The organism is Shewanella waksmanii ATCC BAA-643, assembly GCF_000518805.1.
Classification (GTDB): domain Bacteria; phylum Pseudomonadota; class Gammaproteobacteria; order Enterobacterales; family Shewanellaceae; genus Shewanella; species Shewanella waksmanii.
Genome location: NZ_JAEH01000011.1, coordinates 1 through 23,743 on the forward strand (window position 1 = coordinate 1; position 23,743 = coordinate 23,743).

Here is a 23,743-nt window from a genome sequence, read left to right on the forward strand (position 1 = left end):
ATGGATGTGGTGAATGTCATTAATGCAGGAGCATTTAAGGACCTTGCCTCAGAACCGCTAAATTCTCACTGAGTGACTAAATGTTTATACTGATTGGTATAAGATAATTGATTGGTATAAAACAGCAGACATAAAAAAACCGGCTTAAGCCGGTTTTTTTAATTCGCTATACGAAAAATTAAGCAGCTAGTGCTTTAATTTTTGCGTTTAGACGAGCCTTATGACGTGCAGCTTTATTCTTGTGAATAAGGCCTTTAGTCGCCATACGGTCAACGATTGGTTGTGCAGCATTAAATGCTTCAGTAGCCGCTTTGTGATCGCCAGCTTGGATAGCTGCGATAACTTTTTTCACGTAAGAACGTAACATTGAACGACGGCTAGCATTGTGCTGACGACGTTTTTCAGATTGAAGCGCGCGCTTCTTTGCAGACTTGCTATTAGCCAAGGTGCAACTCCTAAAAGGGTTAGATATTTTTAAAGGTCGAGGAATATGCCCTTTTTTTGTCACTTTGTCAATGACAATGATCGAAACTTTATCTTAAAGATAAATTAATCGCTCATACTTGGCGTTTCTCAACCCAACTCGTGTAATATGGGGCGTAATTCTAGCAGTATTTGAGGCTAGGCAACAGGGGGAAATCCACTTTTCTAGACGCTTGCCCAACCTTTTTTTGCACTTGTCTGGGGGCATTTTGAGCAAGAAACTTTTTAAGTCAGGGATGATCGTCAGTGCTATGACACTGATTTCGCGCGTATTAGGTTTAGTTAGAGATGTGGTTATTGCCAACCTAATGGGGGCCGGAAGCAGTGCTGATGTATTCTTTTTTGCTAACAAAATTCCTAATTTTTTACGCCGATTGTTCGCCGAAGGGGCTTTTGCCCAAGCATTTGTCCCCGTATTAACAGAGTATCAGCAAAAACAAACTGATGAAGCAGTGCGTGCTTTACTGAGCAAAGTAGCGGGTACTTTAGGTTTAGTCGTTACGATAGTCACCTTGCTCGGGGTGATTGGCTCTCCGCTATTAACAGCTTTGTTTGGTGGCGGGTGGTTTTTAGCTTGGCTTAATGATGAGCCCAATGGAGAGAAGTTCGAACTCGCCTCTTTGATGTTGAAAATCACTTTCCCCTATTTATGGTTTATCACTTTTACGGCGTTGGCTGGCTCGATTCTCAATACTCGGGGTCGATTTGCGGTATCGGCGTTTACGCCCGTTTTTCTTAACGTTGCTATCATTGCGGCTGCACTGTATATCGCCCCCAATATGACCCGACCAGAAATTGGTTTAGCGACTGGCGTATTTTTGGGTGGATTAATCCAGTTTTTGTTTCAAATTCCATTTCTTTATCGCGAGCGCGCTCTGGTAAAACCAAGTTGGGGCTGGCATCACCCTGGCGTGGTTAAAATTAGAACCTTGATGATTCCTGCGCTGTTTGGTGTGTCGGTCTCACAAATTAACTTATTGCTTGATACGTTTATTGCCAGTTTCTTGGTAACAGGTTCAATCAGTTGGCTGTACTACTCAGACAGACTGCTTGAGTTTCCATTGGGGTTATTTGGCATTGCCATTGCGACAGTGATTCTGCCTGCGTTATCAAAAAAGCATGTTAATGAACAAAGTGAGGGGTTCTCGCACACCATGGATTGGGGGGTTAAAGCGATTTTATTGCTAGGGCTACCCGCGATGTGTGGCTTAATCATCCTAGCAAAACCTATGTTAATGGTACTGTTTATGCGTGGTGCCTTTAGCTTCGATGATGTTGAAATGGCCTCATACAGTTTAATGGCCTATGGCAGCGGTTTACTGAGTTTTATGCTGATTAAGGTGCTAGCGCCCGGCTATTATTCACGCCAAGATACTAAAACTCCGGTTCGCTACGGCATTATTGCGATGGTGAGCAATATGGTATTTAACCTAATTTTCGCTATTCCGTTTGGCTATGTTGGTTTAGCCATCGCCACCTCGCTATCGGCGCTACTTAATGCAACTTTATTATATCGCGGTTTGCATAAAGCGGGTGTATACCGAGTTACTCGCCAAACCTTAATGTTCTTTGCTAAAACCGTATTAGCATCTGCTGCCATGGTTTTGTTTATATATCAATTTGTTCCACCTATTAGTCAATGGGTAGATTTTAGCTTTCTAGTGCGGGTTTACTGGCTGTTTGGGCTGATCTTTGCTGGGGCTTTTGTGTATCTTTTGGCGATGATTTTGATGGGAATTCGACCTTGGAAACTGAAAGCTGGCTTTTGAGTGCTGATTCTCGCGTCTAGCTGGTATATAATCCGCCAACTTATGCTTGCTAGTTATTGAATGTAATGGAACTGATCCGCGGCATACACAATATTTTGCCAACACATCATGGTTGCGTGCTCACTATCGGTAATTTCGATGGGGTGCATCGTGGTCATGCTGAAGTGATTAGTAAACTAGTAAAAAAGGCCGAACAATTTCAAGTTCCAGCTTGTTTGATGACCTTCGAGCCACAACCGCAAGAACTTTTTCGCGGTGATAGCGCGCCAGCACGATTGAGCTTGTTACGTGACAAGATGAGCTTATTAGATGAGCTGGGTGTTGAGCGATTGCTTTGTGCGAACTTTAATAAAAAGTTGGCCAACATGCCTGCACAAGAGTTTATTGAGCAGCTACTGGTCAACAAGCTCGGTGTGCGGTATTTGGTGGTCGGAGATGATTTCTGTTTTGGCCGTGATCGCCAAGGCAATTTTGACATGCTTAAACGAGCCGGTGAACAATTTGGCTTTGCAGTCGTCAGTACGCAGAGTTTTTTGTTGGGCGACAAACGAGTGAGTTCAACAGAAATTCGTCAACTACTGGCCAAAGGCAATTTAGAACAAGCAAGACGATTGCTCGGTCATCCCTTTACTTTATCGGGGCGCGTAGCACACGGCCAAAAAATTGGTCGAACCATAGGCTTTCCTACCGCGAATATTGCGTTGAAACGCAAAGTATCACCGGTAAGAGGCGTGTTTGCGGTCAAGTTACATTGGCATGACAGCGACGTATACGAAGGTGTGGCTAATGTGGGGTTTAGACCCACAGTGAATGGCCAGACTTGTCAATTAGAAGTCCACTTATTTGATTTTGATGGTGATCTGTATGGTCGAACTGTTGAGGTTGAATTGGTGGCGAAGATTCGTGATGAACAGCCATTTAAATCTTTAGATGCGCTGAAACGACAGATTAAAAATGATGCTGACAGAGCCAAAGCTCTGCTTGGCTTTGATGCAGGCTGAGCTCTTTTAGCTAAATAAATGGTATAGGATCAATGAGCGACTATAAATCTACATTAAATTTGCCGGAAACTGATTTTCCGATGCGCGGTAACCTGGCTAAACGTGAGCCAGAAATGTTGAAATCATGGACTAAGAATGGTTTATACCAAAAGATCCGTGAAAGCCGCACAGGCGCAAAACCATTTATTCTTCACGATGGCCCGCCGTATGCTAACGGCAGTATTCATATTGGTCACTCTGTTAACAAAATTCTTAAAGACATCATTGTAAAGTCAAAGACCCTGTCTGGCTTCGATGCGCCGTATATCCCTGGTTGGGACTGCCATGGTCTGCCGATTGAGCTAAAAGTAGAGCAAAAAGTGGGTAAGCCAGGCCATAAAGTGACCGCCGGTGAATTCCGCCAGAAATGTCGCGAATATGCTGCTAAGCAAGTCGATGGTCAGCGTGATGACTTCATTCGCTTAGGTGTACTTGGTGATTGGCAAAATCCCTATCTCACAATGAACTTTGATACTGAAGCTAATATTGTTCGCTCACTAGCTAAAGTAATTGATAGTGGCCACTTGCATAAAGGTGTTAAGCCTGTGCATTGGTGTGCTGATTGTGGTTCGGCATTGGCTGAAGCAGAAGTTGAATATGAAGATAAGACTTCACCTGCAATTGATGTTGGTTTTACTGCTGTCGACAAACCTGCACTGCTAGCCAAGTTTGGTGTTGAGGCATTGGATATTGATGTGTCGATGGTTATCTGGACCACCACGCCCTGGACACTGCCAGCTAACCGCGCTTTGTCATTAGCAGGTGACATTGATTATGACCTCGTCGAATTTGTTAAAGAAGGCCAACGTGTGGCCATCGTGGTTGCCCAGGCGTTGGTTGAGTCATGCCTGGAGCGTTATGGCGCTGAAAGCCACAAGGTCCTGGGAACAGTTCAAGGCCAGGCGCTTGAGCTCATGCGCTTTAATCACCCGTTTTATAGCTTTGATGTGCCAGCGATTATTGGTGATCATGTCACTATCGATTCTGGTACTGGTGTGGTTCATACCGCGCCAGGTCACGGTCAAGACGATTTCGTGATTGGTCAGAAATATGGCCTAGAAGTGGCTAATCCTGTTGGTGACAACGGTGTATACAAGTCTGACACTGAGTTTTTTGCTGGTCAGCATGTTTTTAAAGCCAATGACAATGTGGTTGCCCTGTTAGAAGAAAAAGGCGCGCTACTCAATCATGTGGCATATCGTCATAGTTACCCACATTGCTGGCGTCATAAGACTCCAATTATTTTCCGTGCGACGCCGCAGTGGTTCATCTCAATGGACAATAAAGGTTTACGTACGCAGTCGTTAAAAGAGATTGAGCAAACTCAATGGATTCCTGATTGGGGACAAAGTCGTATTGAGAAGATGGTTGAGAACCGCCCAGACTGGTGTATTTCACGCCAGCGTACATGGGGCGTGCCAATTACACTATTTGTTCACCGCGAAACTGAAGAGTTACACCCAGATAGCGTGTCACTTATGGAGCGGGTTGCCAACCGCATCGAGCAAGAAGGAATTCAGGCTTGGTGGGACATGGATAGCGCAGAGCTGCTTGGCGATGAAGCTGAGCAATACCGTAAAGTGACTGATACTTTGGATGTGTGGTATGACTCTGGCTCGACTTTCTCATCAGTCGTTGCTGCACGTCCTGAATATCATGGCCATGGTGTCGATTTGTACCTTGAAGGTAGCGATCAACATCGCGGTTGGTTCATGTCATCATTGATGATTTCAACGGCGATGAACGGCAAGGCGCCATACAAACAAGTGTTGACCCATGGTTTCACCGTCGATGGCCAAGGCAGAAAGATGTCGAAGTCAGTGGGCAATGTGATAGCTCCTCAGCAAGTGACCAACAAATTAGGGGCTGATATCCTGCGCCTATGGGTTGCTGCGACCGATTACAGCGGCGAAATGACAGTCTCTGACGAGATTCTAAAACGCAGTGCTGATGCGTATCGTCGTATCCGAAATACCGCTCGTTTCTTATTAGCTAACCTAAACGGTTTCAACCCTGAAACGGATATGGTCGCTGTTGAAGATATGGTGGCATTAGATCGCTGGGTTGTGCGCCGCGCAGCCACACTGCAAACAGAGATTCTAGAAGCATATGAGCAATATAACTTCCACCTAGTTACGCAAAAATTAATGCAGTTCTGCTCGGTGGAGCTAGGTAGTTTCTACCTTGATATCATTAAAGATCGTCAGTACACGGCCAAGAGTGACAGCGTTGCGCGTCGTTCTTGTCAAAGTGCCTTGTATCTGATTGCTGAAGCGATGGTACGTTGGATTGCGCCAATTCTAAGTTTTACTGCTGATGAAATTTGGCAGTTACTGCCTGGTGAGCGCGAACAATATGTGTTTACTCAGCAATGGTATGACGGCCTACAATCAATCACTTTAGAGTCTGACTTAAGTGATGATTATTGGCAGAGCCTTATCACTGTACGTGATGAAGTGAATAAGAGTATTGAGCAGGCAAGACGTGAGCAACGCGTTGGTGGCTCGCTAGAAGCCGAAGTGACCTTGTTTGCTGATGAAGAACTTGCTGAGTCGTTAGCGACGCTAGGCGATGAGTTGCGCTTTGTATTGTTGACATCGAACACGCAGGTTGTGCCTTTAGCACAAGCAGGGGACGATGCGGTAGCGACTGAGCTTGAAGGGCTCAAGCTGCTCGTTGAAAAATCAACCGCACAAAAGTGCGATCGCTGTTGGCATCACCGCGAAGATGTGGGGCAGGTGACTGAGCATCCACTTCTGTGTACTCGCTGTGTAACCAATATTGAAGGTGACGGCGAAGTTCGTCAGTTTGCCTAAGGAAGCCATGTAAATGCCAGCTAATTGGAAAGAGAGTGGCTTGCGTTGGTATTGGATAGTGGTGTTGGTGTTTGTTGCTGACCAACTATCCAAGCAATGGGTTCTGGCAAGTTTTGACTTGTACGAGTCAATTCAATTGCTACCGTTTTTTAATTTTACCTACGTTAGGAATTACGGTGCTGCATTTAGCTTCTTAAGTGATGCTGGTGGATGGCAACGTTGGCTGTTCACCTTTGTTGCTGTGGGCTTCAGTACCTTGCTGACAATTTGGTTGCGTAAACAGCCTAGCAGCATGTGGCGCCTAAACCTGGCTTACACCCTAGTGATTGGCGGCGCGCTTGGTAACCTAATTGATCGTTTACAGCATGGCTTTGTGGTGGATTTCCTTGATTTTTACTGGAACAAAAGCCACTTTCCCGCATTTAATATTGCTGACTCAGCGATTTGTGTTGGTGCAGCGTTAATTATTATTGATTCGTTTATAACTGAACGCGAAGATAAGCAAGCGGCTAGGGCTGACAAGCCAGCGGCAAAGGAGTAGGACATGACAAACCCTCGTTCATTAGTGTGTCATATGAACATTGTGCTTGAAGATGGTTCAACAGCTGATAGCACCAAGGCTTCAGGTAAACCTGCAAGACTCAATATTGGTGATGAAAGCCTAAGCCCTGCGTTTGAAGCCCAGCTTGCCAATCTTAACGTCGGCGATCAGCATCAGTTTACGTTAGAGCCGGCTGATGCGTTTGGTGAGTCAAACCCTGATGCTATTCATCATCTAGACCGCAGTAAGTTTCCAGCAGACATGACCTTAGAAGAAGGGGTTATCGTCAGTTTCGGTGGCCCTGGTGGCAGTGAGATTCCGGGGATAGTGAGGGACGTTGCGGGTGACTCGGTGACTGTTGATCTTAATCATCCTTTGGCTGGCCGCAAGGTGACTTTTGAGCTTGAAGTCGTAGAGGTATTGTAATTATGGCGAGTCAACAGCAAGGCAGTTTACAAATTCAGCTTGCTAATCCACGGGGATTTTGTGCGGGCGTAGATCGGGCTATCAGCATTGTTGAACGTGCACTTGAGCTATTCTCGCCGCCGATATATGTGCGTCACGAGGTGGTTCATAACCGTTATGTGGTGCAAAACCTAAAAGATCGCGGTGCGGTGTTTGTTGATGAGCTACATCAAGTGCCCGATGACAGTATTGTCATCTTTAGTGCTCACGGTGTATCACAAGCGGTGAGAGCAGAAGCTAAATCTCGTGGATTGAAGGTGTTTGATGCAACCTGTCCATTGGTCACTAAGGTGCATTTACAAGTGACTCGCGCAAGCCGCAAAGGTATTGAGTGCATTTTAATTGGTCATGCCGGTCACCCTGAAGTTGAGGGGACTATGGGTCAGTACGATAACCCCGAAGGTGGGGTTTTACTGGTTGAGTCACCAGAAGATGTGGCTAACTTGGTGGTTAAAGATCCTGATAACTTGTGTTTTGTAACCCAAACGACCTTGTCGATGGATGATACTGCCGATGTGATTGCTTCTTTGCAGAAACGTTTCCCTTCAATTAAAGGTCCACGCAAGGATGATATCTGTTATGCCACGCAGAATCGCCAAGATGCGGTAAGAAACGTGGCCAACAATGTGGATCTTTTCATTGTTGTAGGTTCGAAAAATAGCTCTAACTCTAACCGGCTTAAAGAGTTGGCAATGAAGAAGGGCACTCAGTCCTATTTAGTCGATAATGCCGATGATATCGATTCAAATTGGTTTGACGGTATCTCCAAAGTTGCTGTTACCGCGGGAGCTTCTGCGCCAGAAGTGTTGGTTAAACAAGTGATTGATGCTATTGCTCAGCTTGCACCAAGTACTATTGTTGAAGTTGAAGGCCGTAAAGAAGATACGGTTTTTGAAGTACCTGCCGAATTAAGGTAGTGACTTGCCCAACCAAATAAGGAGCCATATGGCTCCTTTTTTATTGCTTAAAATTTAGTCTGGATCTAATGAATTAGATTTTTAGACACTAATATTACTAGCGTGTAACATCTGACTCATCTATGATTAACTAATACAGCATAAATATAGCTAAGATTAAGATTTTTAAAGGGTAAATCACTTTTTTGTAGTCAAAAATGTGACGATTTCAGAGGGTTTGACACTCATGGTTCAAAATGGCAGAGGCTTTTCCTTAATTGAGGTCATGGTAGCGTTAGTGATCTTAGTCATTGGTTTAGTCGGTGTTTTTAACTTACATGTGGTTGCGAAACGAGGCAGTTTTGAGTCTTTTCAGCAAACCCAGGCATCTTATTATGCCAACGATGTCATTAATCGCATGAAGCTAAATCGCAATGAGCTAGCAAACTATGCGGGGAGTTATTCTGGCAACCTTTCTGAGCCGGCAAAATCATGCGATGTTGCGGTGGCAGCGAATGCGATATGCACAACGACAGAAACTCGGCAATGGGATCTGTATCAGTGGGAGCAATTATTTACTGGCGCTGCTGAGCAAGTTGGGGGCAGAAATGTCGGTGGATTGGATACCCCAACAGCCTGTGTTTCGGTGCAAGGTAATGGCACGGTAACGGTAGTGATGGCATGGCGCGGTATTCGTGAGGTGTCTGATGGTGCAGCAAATAATGATAGCAGCTTTGTTAAAGGCTGCGGTACGGCGAGTGATCGGCGCCGAATTTTTGTTTTGAACACGGTAATTATATAAATGGGATTAACGCACAGACAAGCGATTATTCGCCAGGCAGGCATGTCATTAGTTGAGTTGATGGTGGCAATGGTGACTAGTCTTTTTTTAGCTGCGGGTGTGTTCGCCATGTTCAATATGTCAGCCACCAATGTGACAACGACTAGTCAGTTTAGTCAGCTGCAAGAAAGTGGCCGTATAGGTTTAGCGTTGATAGAGCGAGATATCACCCAACTAGGCTTTATGGCAGATATGACCGGAACAGATTTTGTGCTTGGCAGTAATACTCAGGTTTTGGCTGGTGCAGTTGGTAACGATTGTATTGGTGCTGGCCTTAATAACGCAACACTACCCAATAACCAACCGGCTCATTTTCGCCGCTTATGGGGTTATGAAGCCGGCGTTAGTGCTCAATCTTTTGCTTGTTTAAATGGTGTCGAGACTGGCACTGATGTCATTCAGGTTAAGCGTTTACTCGGGCCAAGCACATTAGCACCAAATAACCCTACACGTTACTACATAGGCGCGACAGCTAACCAAGCAATATTTTTTACCGGAGCTCAGGCTACACCGGTACTAGCTAATGGTAGATTTTGGGAGTATCAACATCATATATATTTTATTCGCAATGATGGTGATATTCCCGTGTTACGCAGACGGACTCTATCGGTCAATAATGGCATGAACAATGAAGAGCAGCTAGTCGAAGGTATAGAGAATATGCGCATTCTATATGGGTTTGATAATGATGGTGACGATACGGCAGATACCTATATGCCAGTACAGAATGTTACAACGTTGATGTGGGATAATGAACTATTTCAACGTCTGGTTTCTATGAGAATCTTTTTGTTGGTTAGGTCAACTGAAGCTGATCGTAGTTATACCAATAACACTCAATATACTTTGGGTGATAAAACGATTGCAGCGCCTGGGGATAACTTTAGGCGTAAGGTTGTGTCGAGTACTATCGTACTTGAAAACCCAGTAATGATAAGAAATTAGTTGGTTACATTTATGAATAAACAACAGGGCATGGTGTTATTTTTTTCGCTTATAGGCTTACTGATTATGACAGTGATTGGTGTAGCTTTAGCGACGAATTCCAGCCAGTCGATGCGAATGGCTGGAGCAGGTTCTGAGCGAGTCGAGGCTATGGCAGCAGCTCATGGGGCACAGGCGCGTGTTTTATCTACTGCAGCCGGCGCAACCATGGCCAATATGAATGCAACGATGACGACTGTCGACAATACATTGGGGAGTGATGTCACCAATACATTAGCCCCATTGAATGTCCAAGATGTTAGCTGTCAACGAAGCACGAAAGCCAGTTCCGCAAATTTGATTAGTTGCCGACGTGTTGAGGTATCTAGTGCTGCTGCATTTGGTCGTAGCAATCTGGGGCAACTTACTGTAGTGGCAGGTGTAGAGCAAGAAGTTCTCACTGGGAGTTAATTATGTTTAACAAGTTTTTAATCGCACTTTTATTTGCGGTTGTCACAGCTTCAGGCGTGACGTTCGCCGATGATACAGAGCTCTATGTTTTTGAGTCTTCAGCGCGAACCGGGGTGAGGCCTAAAGTTCTTATTATTTTTGATAACTCTGGAAGTATGGATACCTATGAAAATGTACCCGATCCTGACTATATTCCACCACCAGGCTACGATTCTGACTATGATCCAAGCTATGACTACTCTGGTGATGGGTTTAAGGATATTGTCTACTTTTCAAAAGGTGTGAATAGTGAGCCGCCAGCACTTGGTTCGGATAGCCGTTTTTATACTAAGTACAATGGTTGCCATCAAAGTTGGCATTTACTTGCGCAATTCGGGACTTTTAAAGGTCATGTAAGTGAATATCGCAGTAAAAACAAAACCGGTACCTGGCAAGAGTTACGCACTAATCGCTCATTGAGTCAAAGCCGAATAATTGAGTGTTGGGAAGACATTGAGATTGAAGATCCTATCAACTCGAGCGATTATGGAACAGCTGGTTTTCCTGTTGATGGTAAGCGGGAGAATAAGAAAAACATCCCTTACAACCATGTTTCAAGTGCGTCTGATGCTGCGTGGGATGGAGCTCTAGCAGCCGCAAAACAAACCAAAATTGGCCAAGGTGAGTCGGTGACTTTGTACACAGACAATTACCTAAGATGGTACGAGCAAACGCAAGCCGGTGACATTCCACAAGTTTCTAAAAAACGTATCGATATCGCAAAGAAAGCAATTTCAGATGTGATTAACACCACCCCCTCCATTGATTTTGGTTTAGCGGTCTTTAATAACAACAGTAACGGTTATGACCGCGATGGGGGACGTATAGTTGCCGGTATCACAGATATGACCGTAGGTACTGTAGATGGTGACTCAGCAAGAGATTCAATACTGACCAAGATTAACTCTTTAGACGCTGAAACATGGACGCCGTTATGTGAAACCTTAGTTGAAGCGCATCAGTATTTTGCCGGAGCTACCGTTAAATTTGGTCATAAAGATAGTAGTTCGCCTGCTTATGATATTAAAGCGGAGGTTGAGGGTGGCGGTACTTATGATTCACCTTTGAAAATTTGTCCAGATATTGCCTATGTTATTTATGTTACTGATGGAGCGCCTTCAAATGATTCTGACGCTAATGGCTATGTACAGACGCTGACTTCAGGAGCGGATCCGTTAGGAGATTACTCTGCTTATTATGCTAGAACTTATAACGGCTGGGCTGATAGTTACATGCCAGCTTTGGCTAGTTATATGTTTCAAAATGATTTAGTGGATAAAGAAGATCGTAATGGTGACAACCCAATGCAAACAGTAAGAACGTTTACTATTGGGTTCAGTAGTGGTGCAGATGATGCTGCGCCCTTATTAATAGAAACGGCAAAACGTGGAGGTGGCAAGTATTTCGCTGCTCAAGATAGTTTGGAGTTAAGTAGTGCTTTGTCAGACGCGCTGAGTTCGATTTTGGAGATTGATTCAAGCTTTACTTCCCCCAGTATTGCCAGCAATAACTTTGACCGTACGCAAACCTTTGATGCGGCATACTACGCCATGTTTTTACCAGGAAAAGGACCTCGTTGGAGTGGTAACCTGAAAAAGTTGAAGGTGACTTCTGGTGGAACTCTCGTAGACAAAAACAATAACAACGCGATTGCTGACTCTGGCAACATTAAGCCAACGGCTTGTACCTATTGGTCAAAGTGTACAAGTGGTAGTGACGGCAACAAGGTTGAAGAAGGTGGCGTAGCAGAGACCATGCGAGCTATGTCTGAACGAAACATCATAAGTAATACGGGGTCAGGAGGCGCACTTGAAGCTTTAAGTGTTTCTAATGCTGCAGGAGGGGATTTAGCCGGACTGGCGGCGTATATGAATACTACTGAGTCTGAAGTAGCAAAATCCATTGCTTGGCTCGAAGGTGTTGATGTAGACGATGAGAATGAAAATCAAAACTCCACTGAAATTCGTAATGACATTATGGGAGATCCGTTACATTCTAAACCGTTAGCGATTAACTTTGGCACTCCAGCAAGCCCTGATATACGTATCGTTTTAGGAACAAACCAAGGTTTGTTACACATGTTCCAAGATAACGATTCTAGCGTTACTGAATCTTGGGCGTTTCTCCCCTATGAGTTGTTACCCAACGTCACTAAGCTAAGAGATAACCTGTCTTCTGGAGGACATAGCATTTATGGTATGGATGCATCGCCTGTAGCTTATGTCAAAACTGGTAGTGGCGGAGTTGAACAGGCTTGGGTGTTTGCCGGTATGCGACGTGGTGGTTCATCTTATTACGGGGTGAATATTACCAGTCCAGATAATCCTAGCCTGATGTGGAAGATTGACCCGGATTCAGATGGTTTTGCTGAATTGGGACAAAGTTGGTCAGAGCCCGTCGTTACCTTTATTCCTGGCAATGATGATCCTGTGCTAATCATTGGTGGGGGTTATGATGTAACTTACGATACAACACCAAACTCCAGTCCTTTAGGTAGAACGGTGTATATCGTTGATGCAAAAACAGGCTCCTTAATACATACCTTTGGTGCGGGCTCAGGTTCTGGTATTACACCGTTACCAGGGATCAGCGATAGCATTCCCAATTCTGTTGCGGTACTGGATAGCAATAGTGATGGTGCAACTGACAGAATTTATGCAACCGATACAGGGGGCAATGTATGGCGAATGGATTTACCCAGTAGTGACAAGACAACATGGACGGCGTTTAAATTTGCCTCTCTAGGTGGGGGAACTGCGGCTAATGATAGGCGGTTCTTTGCGGAGCCTGTTGTAGCTCAAACTGTATTTAGCAATATTTCTGAAGTGACGGTAACGGAATCGACACCAGAAGGTGATAGTTCCACAACAACCAAGACATATCAAAATGTTCCATATGATGCTGTGAGTGTCGGCAGTGGCAATCGTCCAAATCCTACAAGTACTGCAACGGAAGATATGTATTACGTATTGCAAGATCGTAATGTTATTACTCGTAGCTTTGATGGCAGTGAAAACCCAATTCCTGCAACCATTGCATTAAATGACCTATATAACGTGACCAGCAAGGCGCCAGATACTGATAGCGAGAATATTGCTTTTGGTAAGAAGCTGGGCTGGTACTACGACTTTACGGGGTCTGGTGAAAAGAGTTTAACGGCAGGCTTGATTGTTGATGGTAAAGTTTATTTTACCTCTTACGTGCCACCTACCGAAGAATTATCGGATGAACTTTGTACGGTTTCTGGTGAAGGTCGATTGTATGTGTTTGATTTGCATAAAGGCACTCGAACTCATGATACCTTGTTTTACGAATTAGGTGAACGTGTACCTGATACACCACAAATTGTGATACCAGCTCCTGATTCCGGTGAAGATCCTTACATTTACATTATTGGTGTCGGTAAAGGAGAGAAGGGAGCTGATGGGGAGTATACTGGTACTATTAATGTGGGGGCTGGTTTGGGTGTTAACAAAATATACTACCACATAGACGAATAGCTGTTTTGAAGCTAGATAACCTAAGTAAAGGATGAAATGAGCAAATTAAATCGTGGTTTTTCGTTAGTGGAGTTGATGGTTGCTGTCGCTATTATCGGTATAATTTCGGCAATTGTTTACCCATCATATACTGAGTACGTTACTGTAAGTGGTCGTGCAGAAGGCCATGCGGCGGTGATGCGCGTGGCTAACCTGCAAGAGCAATTTTATCTAGATAACCGTATTTATACTGAAGATATGACTGATTTAGGTTTGACGGCTGATCCTCTTAAAACTGAACATGAACACTATAGTGTTGACTCAAGTGGCACCACAAGCTTTACGGTGACGGCTACAGCTTTAGGTAAACAAGCTGCTAGAGATACCGCTTGTGCAACCATTAGTGTGACGAGTGCAGGGGTGAAGTCGCCAAAGGAGTGTTGGCAATGAAGATTATTATGATTAGCTTGATATTAGCTTTTTCATCGGCTGTAGCTGCTGAAGAGAAAGGTGATTACAAGTGCTTTGTAGAAACGACTGAAGGAGAGACGCTAATGTTTTTCCGCTGGAAAATCGCAGATGCCAAAAGGCAAGAACAAGCGCTTGTCGGTCAGACTTTTCAAGGCAAAAAACTCAAATCGAATTATGTAAAAAAAGTGATGGAATGCCAGCTAGATTATAAAAGCTTTGCTAATGCAAATGCGCAACGATTAGACAAAACTATGGTTCGTTGACAGCACGGCACTTCGTTCAATTAGTGATTAAATTAGTTGCAATCAACTGCTCCGGTTTCAAACTGTATTCTGCCTGATGCCGAAATGGTTATGCCCCGAGACTCTTCACTTGTTTTACTGCCTGGGCAATACACAAAAGTACCTGATGTTGAATTAGCTGCAACGAGTCCATCTGGGGTAAAGCTAATAGCATTACCGTCAAAAGTGACAAAATCACTCGTGTTGAATGCATCAAATTGCTGTAAAACTTCATCAGTCCCATCGATGCTATTGTCTGTGCCACCATCAATAAAAATATGATAACCAGCGCTCCAATCGGTACCGCACCCTGCATTTGCTGTGGGACACATAGTGACTCGCGAACCGTAACTTACCGCATAGTTCCTAGTCAAAAGTAATGACTGCTGGATGCGACGAACTTCCCCCTCGCTTCGATAAGCTTCATACATGCTTTTCATGGACGGTACGCCAACGGTTATCAAAATTATGGCAATGACCATAGTGACCATCAGCTCTACTAACGTAAAGCCCTGTGACCATTTACTTGAATAACCCTGCTGCAACCGTCGCATATATATCTCCCAATTATCCTGTTAAGTATATGTGAGATTACACGGTTTTACAGCTCTGTATAGGAGCTTTTTCGAGCCAATTAATTGGCAAGCTGCTACAAATTGACGCTGTACGCACTAATCTAAGCAGTCGATGTTATTTTTAGTCGAGAAACGTATGCGACCAGCCTGATTGATGACAACGGCCTGTGAAAAAGGGCTGGTTCGGCTTGAAGGGCAATAAGAAAGTGTCCCGTTCGTTCCTGAGGCTAGTCCATCTCGTTGAAAGCGTATTACTGCACGATTGTACAAAATGAAATCATGTTCATGGAAACTGTCGCTGGTTAGCAATATTTGGTCTTGGCCGTCGATGACATTAGGTTCACCAGAGTCTATGAAAAGGGTGATGCCTTGCTGCCAGTCGTTATGACAATAGCCGTCGGTCAAAGGGCAGGCTGTAACTCGTGCGCCATAGCTTATCGCTGCATTACGTCCCAGCATGAGAGTACTTTGAATTGTGCGTATGGCCATATTCGCACGATAAGCCTGGTAGAGATCCGTTAACGATGGTAGAGCGATACTAACCAAGGTGATGGCTATCACTAGGGTTGTCATCAACTCAACCAGATTAAATCCAGTAGAAAGTTTCATTTTCAATCCTTGAAAAGTTGTCGTGCATCCTGCACTGGCGGCAAAATTGTCGCCTGATTTGAAGTATAGACGAGCTTGCTGATGTTGCCGCTAAGATTTATTCGATTTGGATTGCTAACTAAAACAGAGGTAAGTGGCTGTATTTATGCCTTTAGGCAATTTAATGCCCGTGGTAAGCTAGTGGCTATTCAACCCGTTATGCGAACAATTTAGGAGCTGTAAATGAAAAAGGTAGAGGCCATCATTAAGCCGTTTAAATTAGATGATGTAAGAGAATCCCTGGCTGAAATTGGTATCACTGGCATGACGGTATTAGAAGTTAAAGGCTTTGGCCGCCAGAAAGGCCATACAGAGCTTTACCGTGGTGCTGAATATATGGTGGACTTTTTGCCTAAGGTTAAGATTGAGCTGGTGGTTCAAGATGAGCAAGTCGAGCAAGCACTCGAAGTTATCGTTGATACTGCTAGAACCGGTAAGATAGGTGATGGTAAGATTTTTGTTACGGATATTGAAAGAGTCATTCGTATTCGTACCGGTGAAGAAAACGAAGAAGCGGTATAGTTTACAGAACAAGTCGCAGAGTATGAGTTAAAAAAGCCGCTAATATTTATTAGCGGCTTTTTGTTTTCATTGACTGAATGCTCTATTTAGTTTTGACTAAGTAGGGTGATTGGTAGAGTCTCGTATTACCGGCTCTGGAACAAATACTCGACCCGTATCTGATTTAATGTTTGATTTTTTGGCGATCAACAACTCTGTTGCCACTTGTGCTATGCGTTCATTGGGTTGGTGAACTGTGGTGAGTTTAGGCCAAGTTTGCCTTGAAAATGGACTATCCTCAAAGCCGACGATAGAAAGTTGGCCCGGGATATCAACTCCTTCCAAGCGTGCGGCAAATAATGCCCCAGCAGCTATCTCATCGTTACAAGCAACAATTGCGGTCGGCTTATCTGCTTGCTCTAATAAGCTACGCGCGCCTTCTACACCTGATTCAAATGAATATTGACCCGGGACGATAAACTGCTCATTCACTGATAGGTGGTTGTTCTGCATTGCTTGTCTAAAGCCTGCTAGACGCTCTTTGGTTGATTCATGTTGATGATCGCCGCTTAAGAACGCAATTGATTTATGGCCAAGATCAATTAGGTGCTGCGTAATTGAAATTGCACCGTGGCGGTCATTGACCAAAACGGCAATCCCTTCTTGTTCAGGGGCTTTCTCACCGGCGATGATACGTACATAATTTGCATTGGCTTCATCTAGTGCATTGAGCACTTTTGGGTCTTCAGATAGTGGCGGAGTCAGCACCAAGCCAGACAGCCGCGCTTGCTTAACCAGTGTTGTCAATTCTTCACAGATATTAGCCGACTTTGCATCGCAGGGGTGAATCAATAATTCATAACCTGCGGCCTTACATGACGACAAAATACCATTTTGCATATCAATGACATAGTAAGCATTGGGGTTGTCATAGACAAAACCAATCACATAGGATTTTGTGCCGGCCAAGTTACGCGCTGCAACGTTAGGTTGATAGTTTAGTGCTTCAATAGCCTGATTAACTTTGTCTATTGTGGTTTGCTTTACCGAAGGCTCATTGTTGGTGACCCTTGATACGGTTTTAATTGAGACACCAGCATGTTTAGCTACGTCATTTATTGTTACTTTCATCAAACCTACACTCATCTTTTTAGCTGTAATGCAGATGCAAATGCTTATCTGCGCATGTTACATATTGCGATTTTGTCACCAGTGAACTGTCAATTTACAGGCAATTTTTATCATTTCAGTGCGACTATAGTGCGAACTTTTATTCTATTTAGCAATAATCAAATTTAATTTGAGTATTACTTATATTCGAAAGTTTGTTCGGTCTTTTTGGTGTATGTTTTTATTTTACAATAATTTAACAAAGTTCGTTAATTAAAAAACCTGTAAAAAAAATGTTCAATCGAGCAAGAAATTGAGTCTGATGGTTATTTTCTTGTGGCGCAACTGTTAATTCTTGTGTAATGTTTGTACTGCGACATGACAGCGTTGTCATTTTGTTAAGAAGTCAGTTGGCGGCGCTAAAAAATAAAATAATAGAAAGTTATGAAAGGGAAACGAGATGCGACCATCTAATTTTAAGAAGACTCTACTAGCGACGAATATTGCGCTCTTGATGAGTGGCGCAATGTCAGTATCAGTCACCGCCGCCGAAGTTGGTGCTGATGATAACATTGAAAAAATTGAAGTACGTGGTATTCGAGCTTCGCAACAAGCGAATTTGAATACCAAACGTTTTTCAGAAGGAACAGTTGATGCGATCAGCGCTGAAGATATCGGTAAGTTTCCTGATAAAAACGTAGCAGAAACACTAGCACGTATTCCTGGTATTACGATTGACCGTACTTTTGGTGAGGGTCAAGGTGTAACCATTCGTGGTGTTCAGCCAGATCAAAACTTAACGTTGCTTAATGGCCAGGCTGTAGGTACTAGCCAATGGTTTGTTTTATCTGATGCGACGCGTAACTTTAACTTCGAATTGCTTGCATCAGAAATGGTTGCGGGTCTAGAAGTATATAAAACTTCTCAAGCTGATATCGACGAAGGTGCGCTAGGTGGTACGGTTATTTTACGTACTCGTAAACCTTTAGACCTAGAAGCAAACACTTTCCACGGTTCTGTTGAAGGTCAATATGGTGACCTTTCAGAAGAGGTTGACCCAGGTCTATCTGGTCTATACAGCTGGAAAAACGAAGAAGAATCATTCGGTATCCTAGTTTCAGCATCGCTACAAAATCGTTCAGTTCGTCGTGAAACGACAGAGGATTTCGGTTGGTTCGGACCTTCAATTGAACGTATTGATCCATTAATGGAAGCGCCAGCAGGAGCAGACGAAAAAGGGGCAACACCTTGGGGTATTGGTTCTGCGCTGTTTGAGCAAGAGCGTGAACGTATTGGTTATGACATTACAGCACAGTGGGCACCAACTGATGATTTAGACATGGCGCTGCACTACATGAGCTCGACCATGAAAGCTGATAACGTTAACTCAAACCTTATCGGTATTCCTTTCCGTGGTGTGGCGTTCCTTGGCGAAGATACTAACCCAGGTACTGTAGACAACAGCATCGTTGAGTCTCTGGATGTTACTGGTGTTGACCATCGCCCAGGTTGGGCTCGTCATATGGCATACGATAACATCTTCCGCGATGGCTCAGAAATGTCGACTTATGTCGCCGATTTCGAAGGTAACTGGTCACTAGATTCTGGTAAGCTGCACTGGCAAATCGGTACCACTGAAGGTAAAGGCACAAACCGTGATTTCTTCACTGAATTTTGGGTAGATGCTACTGATCCTCGTGCTTCTTTTGATTTCACTAACCCAGGTGGTACTGCACCAGCAATCGACTTCACTTCTGCTAGCCCATGGTTGGCAAACCCAGGTGATGAGATGTGGTTAGGCGGTATTTTTGATCAGTTGAACGAAACGACAGATAAAGAGACTTATGCTCAGTTAGATTACTCTTGGTTTGTTGATTTTGGTGGCGTAAACGAAATTAAGGTTGGTGGTAAGTACCGTGACCGCTCAATGGAGCAAAACCGTTGGAAGACTGACCTTCAAGGTCTAGCACCAACAGGTGAAGGTAGCTTAGGTGCGGCGAGTGAGTTTTGGAAAGGCGATATGGTTAATGTAGCTCACGCTAACACAAGTAACCCAAGCCAAAGCTATTTCATGCCAGATCGCGATCTAATGTATCAAGCACTTTATGACGTCTCTGAGTGTACAGCGACAAGCACTGATCTATGTCGTAATTCGAATGTTTTCGAAGGTGCATCTTCATTTGATGTTTCTGAGAAAATCTCTGCTTTATATGCCATGGCGAAGTTCGATGTTGAAGGTGTACGCGGTAACGTAGGTTTACGTTATGTGACGACTGATTCAACTTCTTCAGGTACTGATGTCAATAGTGGCGAAGCTGTATCGTTTGATAATGAGTACAGTGAATGGCTACCTAGCTTAAATGTTGCTTATGATCTAGCTGATGATGTTATTTTGCGTGCAGCAGCGAGCCGTGCGTTAACTCGTCCAGCACCGTTCCAACTAGCACCGGCTGTTAACCTTACTCCTGAAACGAGTTCTGGTTCTGCAGGTAACCCATTCCTTGAGCCTCTAACAGCTGCGCAATATGAAATGGGTGCAGAATGGTATTTCACTCCAGAGTCTATTCTTGGTGTGACTGCGTTTAAGAAAGACATTAATAACTTCATCTATACGACTACTGTTTCTCAAGAGATTAATGGCCAGCAAATTGACCAGCTAAGTACTCCTGTTAATGGTGGTAATACTTCAATTGACGGTGTTGAGTTCCAACTACAGCACGCATTTGAAAATGGTTTCGGTGGTTATGCTAACTACACATACACTGATGTAGCTGACGCGAAAGTCACTGAAGCTGCAACAGTTACAGATGCAGACGGTAATATCACTGGCGCAACAACTGTTGACCGTTATGTTGAGCTACCTAACACCTCAAAGAATTCGTATAACATCGGTGGTTACTACGAAAATGACTTGTTCAGTGCACGTATTAACTACAACTATCGTAGCGAATACTTCATTGCTCAAACTGAGATTGGTAACCGTTACCGCGATGCGCAACAGCAGTGGGATGCCCAAGTTAGCTGGAATGCAACTGATTGGTTAACTATTAAGTTTGAAGCACTTAACTTAACTGACGAAATTTGGGAAAACTACTACATTCGTGAGTCTGATGGTGCTCGCTTAGGCGGTACTCAAAGTGCAAACGGACGTCGTTTCTACTTAGGTGCTAGCTTCCGCCTATAAAGATATAGGGGTTGTAAGTATTGAGCGAAAAAGCCAGTCAATAGACTGGCTTTTTTATCTGCAAGGTTAATCTGTAACTGAGCTTTCTCTATAAAATGCAGTACTTTTTGTTAATTAATGGAAACAACTAGAATGAAGAATATTCCAAAGCAAATCGTTATATTAGGTGGTGGAACAGCCGGGTGGATGACAGCTAATTTGATGCACAAACGCTGGCAAGGTTTGGGTGTAGAAATAACATTGATAGAGTCGACGGTAGAGGGGACCGTCGGGGTTGGCGAAGGGACAACACCTTTTATCCAAAGCTTTTTCGATTCCATTGATGTTAGCGAGTCCGAATGGATGCCAGAGGCTAATGCAACCTACAAATGTGGAATAAGCTTCCCCAATTGGTCTACTAAGACTGGTTACGATAACTATTTTCATCCTTTTTACTCTCACGTTGATACTGCTCAGGTAGAACATTTTTTTAATAACGCTAACTTTCGCCGAGAAGGCATGGATACTCATGCTCACCCAGATGACTATTTCGTCACGTCCGCTTTGGCTAGGCAATGTCGTGCACCGATAAGCCAGGTATCGAAAGGGCAGCGGTTAGATTACGGTTACCATTTTGATGCTGAGCTATTAGGACGTTACTTAAAGCGCATCGGCACAGGTCGTGGAGTAAAACATGTCGATGATAAGGTCGTTGAAGTTGTTGGTGACAATAAAGGAAATATAGATAGGCTGATTCTTGCCGGAGGAGAGCATGTCTATGGTGATTTTTTTGTTGATTGCTCAGGCTTTAAAGGTTTATTAATACAGCAAACATTGGGTGAGCAGCTCAAAGACTATAGTCACTATTTATTCAACAACCGGGCAGTCGCTATTCAAACTCCGCTGTCGCAACAAGATTCGTTATCTTCTGAAACAGTTTCGCAAGCATTGAGCGCTGGCTGGGCTTGGAAGATCCCCTTAGCCAATCGCTTTGGTAATGGTTATGTGTATAGTGGCGAGCATATAACCGCTGAACAAGCTGAAACAGAACTAAGAGCACATTTAGGTGACGCGAGTAAAGATGCTAAAGCACTGCACTTACAATGGAAGGTAGGCAGAGTCAGCAATCATTGGAAAGGAAATTGTGTTGCTATAGGCCTTTCCCAGGGCTTTTTAGAACCTCTTGAAGCGCCAATGTTAAATGTGATTCAGCAGACCCTTGAGCAGTTCGTAAAGTACTTTGAAACAGGCGAGTTTACAAATCAATATCAGACAATATTTAATGAAGAGGTCAATCACCTAATCGATGGTACTCGAGATTATTTACAAGCTCACTACCTACTAAATAGCAGAGTAGACTCCCCTTATTGGCGAGAATGTCGCGACAACCCAGTAATGTCAACTTCGCTGAAAAACATCATCAACGGTTGGATTTCCACTGGTTCTTTCGATGCCGTATTGCGTGATAACTTGCATAATCAAGCTTACTTTAAAACATCATGGTATTGCATTTTGGCGGGCATGGGCCATTTCAATCCAGTCTCAAAGCGTGGCTCACGTATCGCTGCACGAAACCACCAGAAAGCCAAACAAGCTTGTGAAGTCGAGGCGAGTCGTTATGTTGATCATCAACAACATATCGACAGTCAGAAAGCAGCAAGCAATGACTAGCGGTGTATTTTAGTCAGTTGTTTTTCATGATTCACGAAATACTGGTTAGCCATTTTTTCACAGTAAGCAAGCGCTTGGGCGGTTGGTCCAGCTATGTTTGTCGGTGCTGCATTTTCAGGGAAGCGACCCATTCCTGCTAAGATGCAGTACCACGAAGGCCTAAGGTAGACTAACTCTTGCTTATATTTAGTTAATACTTGTTCAAAGTCCGCACCACTGTCCCAGGTATGTATGAGTTCCGCGAGAGTATCTGAAATGATGCTGTCTTCTCTACATGCATGCCAATAATCGCTATCAGACCGTGAGTTTAGTTTGTAATGGGCAACAATATAATCTTTAACTCCATCGAAAGTTGCATTGATTTCGTCGTTGTACTGCTGCTGTTGTTTGGCTTGATCAAGTTTGGCATTCACTCTGGCAATAAACTTTTCTAGGGTAAATTGGATTAGCATCAGTGCCGTAGCCTCTAGTGGCTCGATAAACCCCTGGGATAGGCCGACTCCAAGACAGTTTTTGTGCCAATGGTTTTCGACTCTTCCAACTTTCATTTTTAGGTGTTTTGCATTAACGTCAGCATCGACCAAATTGAGTTTTTGTCTCAGTTCAAGCTCTGCACTGTCGGCGCTTTGAAAAGCATCACTGTAGACGTAGCCGTTGCCGACACGGCTTGTTAACGGGATTTCCCATGCCCAACCATTAGTCAATGCTGTCGAAACCGTATGTGGTGTTATCTTATCTAAAGGGATCGCTTCTGAAGGTATCGCAATGGCCGCGTTATTAAATAGACTACGGCTAAAACTTTGAAACGGTACTTTAAGGGCTTTATCCAATAGTAAACTGCTAAAGCCAGTACAATCGATATAGAGATCGGCGGTCAATGCCCCCGATTTTTTACATTGTACTCGGTCGACCTCACCTTGTTGATTCGTTATCACTTCAGCCACATGATCAATGACATGGTGTAATCCAAGTTGTTTTGCTCGTTGCTTTAAAAAGCTACCTAGTTTTCCTGAATCAAAGTGGTAACCGTAATCAATATCGAATGGTAGTGATTGGTTAGTAATTGGAGAATGTTTTAACTGAACTAACTGTGAAGCAACGAAATAGTTTTCTGGGTGAACATCTGCTTCATGTCCTCTTCTTCGCAGTCCACAATTATGAAAGAACATCTCTGCAGGTTTTAGATCGAATTGAGAAAAGAAAGGATGAAAATAGCTTTCATATCCTTTTACTGTTGACCAGTTTGGAAAGGTGATACCCGCCTTATATGTGGCATCACAAGCTGTCATCCATTCCTTTTCTTCTATGCCTAAGTGAGAAAAGTACTGTTTTAGGTAAGGGGTTGACCCTTCACCTACACCAATTATGCCGATATCTTCCGACTCTACTAAGGTGATTTTTGTATTATCCCCCCAAGCGGCTAACAAACTTGTTGCAGCCATCCAGCCTGCTGTCCCACCACCAACAATTAATATTGAGCGTGGGACTTGCGTGGTCATCGACATATTTTGGTCCTCAAACAGCACTATCTAACAGAGATAATAAGAGAAGCGAGTTGG

20 protein-coding genes are annotated in these 23,743 nt (G+C 43.8%); 15 read left to right on the plus strand and 5 right to left on the minus strand.

Translation table 11 applies throughout. The annotated features are described in order from the left end of the window. Positions 1-178 precede the first annotated feature (178 nt). A complete protein-coding gene (gene rpsT / locus L865_RS0106940; protein WP_028772570.1) occupies positions 179-445 on the minus strand; it encodes a 30S ribosomal protein S20 in 267 nt (88 codons plus the stop codon). Between the two features lie 247 nt (positions 446-692). Here rpsT and murJ point away from each other — a divergent pair, with 247 nt between their 5' ends. From murJ to L865_RS0107000, 12 genes are all read left to right on the plus strand, one after another. Beyond that, complete coding sequence (murJ, locus tag L865_RS0106945) at positions 693-2,252, plus strand: murein biosynthesis integral membrane protein MurJ (protein WP_028772571.1); 1,560 nt, start codon at positions 693-695, stop codon at positions 2,250-2,252. Positions 2,253-2,317: 65 nt separating this feature from the next. Then, positions 2,318-3,253 carry a bifunctional riboflavin kinase/FAD synthetase gene (ribF, locus tag L865_RS0106950; RefSeq protein ID WP_028772572.1) on the plus strand — a complete coding sequence of 312 codons (936 nt, stop codon included), beginning with the start codon at positions 2,318-2,320 and terminating at the stop codon, positions 3,251-3,253. Positions 3,254-3,285: 32 nt separating this feature from the next. Next, entirely contained in the window at positions 3,286-6,108 is a 2,823-nt protein-coding gene (gene ileS, locus L865_RS0106955) for an isoleucine--tRNA ligase (protein ID WP_028772573.1), read from the plus strand. A 13-nt stretch (positions 6,109-6,121) separates the two neighbouring features. After that, positions 6,122-6,649 carry a signal peptidase II gene (lspA, locus tag L865_RS0106960; protein WP_028772574.1) on the plus strand — a complete coding sequence of 176 codons (528 nt, stop codon included), beginning with the start codon at positions 6,122-6,124 and terminating at the stop codon, positions 6,647-6,649. A gap of 3 nt (positions 6,650-6,652) precedes the next feature. Further along, positions 6,653-7,075, plus strand: coding sequence for an FKBP-type peptidyl-prolyl cis-trans isomerase (gene fkpB / locus L865_RS0106965; protein WP_028772575.1), 423 nt, complete (start codon positions 6,653-6,655; stop codon positions 7,073-7,075). A 2-nt stretch (positions 7,076-7,077) separates the two neighbouring features. Further along, positions 7,078-8,031 carry a 4-hydroxy-3-methylbut-2-enyl diphosphate reductase gene (gene ispH / locus L865_RS0106970; protein WP_037470713.1) on the plus strand — a complete coding sequence of 318 codons (954 nt, stop codon included), beginning with the start codon at positions 7,078-7,080 and terminating at the stop codon, positions 8,029-8,031. A gap of 226 nt (positions 8,032-8,257) precedes the next feature. Further along, positions 8,258-8,812 carry a type IV pilus modification protein PilV gene (gene pilV / locus L865_RS0106975; protein WP_051484493.1) on the plus strand — a complete coding sequence of 185 codons (555 nt, stop codon included), beginning with the start codon at positions 8,258-8,260 and terminating at the stop codon, positions 8,810-8,812. Continuing rightward, the gene (locus L865_RS0106980) at positions 8,813-9,796 is read left to right on the plus strand and encodes a PilW family protein (protein ID WP_028772578.1); all 984 of its coding nucleotides are present in this window, start codon (positions 8,813-8,815) and stop codon (positions 9,794-9,796) included. A gap of 12 nt (positions 9,797-9,808) precedes the next feature. Beyond that, positions 9,809-10,246 carry a pilus assembly PilX family protein gene (locus L865_RS0106985; RefSeq protein ID WP_028772579.1) on the plus strand — a complete coding sequence of 146 codons (438 nt, stop codon included), beginning with the start codon at positions 9,809-9,811 and terminating at the stop codon, positions 10,244-10,246. Beyond that, positions 10,246-13,785, plus strand: a complete 3,540-nt coding sequence (locus tag L865_RS0106990; protein WP_425423622.1) for a pilus assembly protein — start codon at positions 10,246-10,248, stop codon at positions 13,783-13,785. Before L865_RS0106985 ends, L865_RS0106990 begins: the two co-directional genes overlap by 1 nt. Positions 13,786-13,821: 36 nt before the next feature. Next, complete coding sequence (locus tag L865_RS0106995; protein ID WP_028772581.1) at positions 13,822-14,214, plus strand: type IV pilin protein; 393 nt, start codon at positions 13,822-13,824, stop codon at positions 14,212-14,214. Next, the gene (locus L865_RS0107000; RefSeq protein WP_028772582.1) at positions 14,211-14,498 is read left to right on the plus strand and encodes a TapY2 family type IVa secretion system protein; all 288 of its coding nucleotides are present in this window, start codon (positions 14,211-14,213) and stop codon (positions 14,496-14,498) included. Before L865_RS0106995 ends, L865_RS0107000 begins: the two co-directional genes overlap by 4 nt. Positions 14,499-14,530: 32 nt before the next feature. On the opposite strand, the gene L865_RS0107005 is transcribed toward L865_RS0107000, so the two are convergent. Continuing rightward, a complete protein-coding gene (locus L865_RS0107005; protein WP_051484494.1) occupies positions 14,531-15,070 on the minus strand; it encodes a GspH/FimT family pseudopilin in 540 nt (179 codons plus the stop codon). Between the two features lie 117 nt (positions 15,071-15,187). Then, complete coding sequence (locus L865_RS0107010; RefSeq protein WP_028772584.1) at positions 15,188-15,700, minus strand: GspH/FimT family pseudopilin; 513 nt, start codon at positions 15,698-15,700, stop codon at positions 15,188-15,190. 222 nt (positions 15,701-15,922) lie between these two features. Between L865_RS0107010 and L865_RS0107015 the strand changes: the two genes are divergently transcribed. Continuing rightward, positions 15,923-16,261 (plus strand): P-II family nitrogen regulator, encoded by a 339-nt coding sequence (locus tag L865_RS0107015; protein WP_028772585.1) that lies wholly within the window; start codon positions 15,923-15,925, stop codon positions 16,259-16,261. Between the two features lie 96 nt (positions 16,262-16,357). Here the strand turns inward: L865_RS0107015 and L865_RS0107020 are convergent, their stop codons facing one another. Beyond that, complete coding sequence (locus tag L865_RS0107020) at positions 16,358-17,371, minus strand: LacI family DNA-binding transcriptional regulator (RefSeq protein WP_028772586.1); 1,014 nt, start codon at positions 17,369-17,371, stop codon at positions 16,358-16,360. Positions 17,372-17,810: 439 nt separating this feature from the next. On the opposite strand from L865_RS0107020, the gene L865_RS0107025 reads away from it, so the two are divergent. Together L865_RS0107025 and L865_RS23285 are read left to right on the plus strand one after the other, a co-directional pair. Next, positions 17,811-20,534, plus strand: a complete 2,724-nt coding sequence (locus L865_RS0107025; RefSeq protein WP_028772587.1) for a TonB-dependent receptor — start codon at positions 17,811-17,813, stop codon at positions 20,532-20,534. Positions 20,535-20,666: 132 nt separating this feature from the next. Continuing rightward, a complete protein-coding gene (locus L865_RS23285) occupies positions 20,667-22,184 on the plus strand; it encodes a tryptophan halogenase family protein (protein WP_037470716.1) in 1,518 nt (505 codons plus the stop codon). Here the strand turns inward: L865_RS23285 and L865_RS0107035 are convergent. Then, positions 22,181-23,689 carry a tryptophan halogenase family protein gene (locus tag L865_RS0107035; protein ID WP_028772588.1) on the minus strand — a complete coding sequence of 503 codons (1,509 nt, stop codon included), beginning with the start codon at positions 23,687-23,689 and terminating at the stop codon, positions 22,181-22,183. The two genes, L865_RS23285 and L865_RS0107035, sit on opposite strands and share 4 nt — an antisense overlap. Between the last annotated feature and the right edge of the window lie 54 nt (positions 23,690-23,743).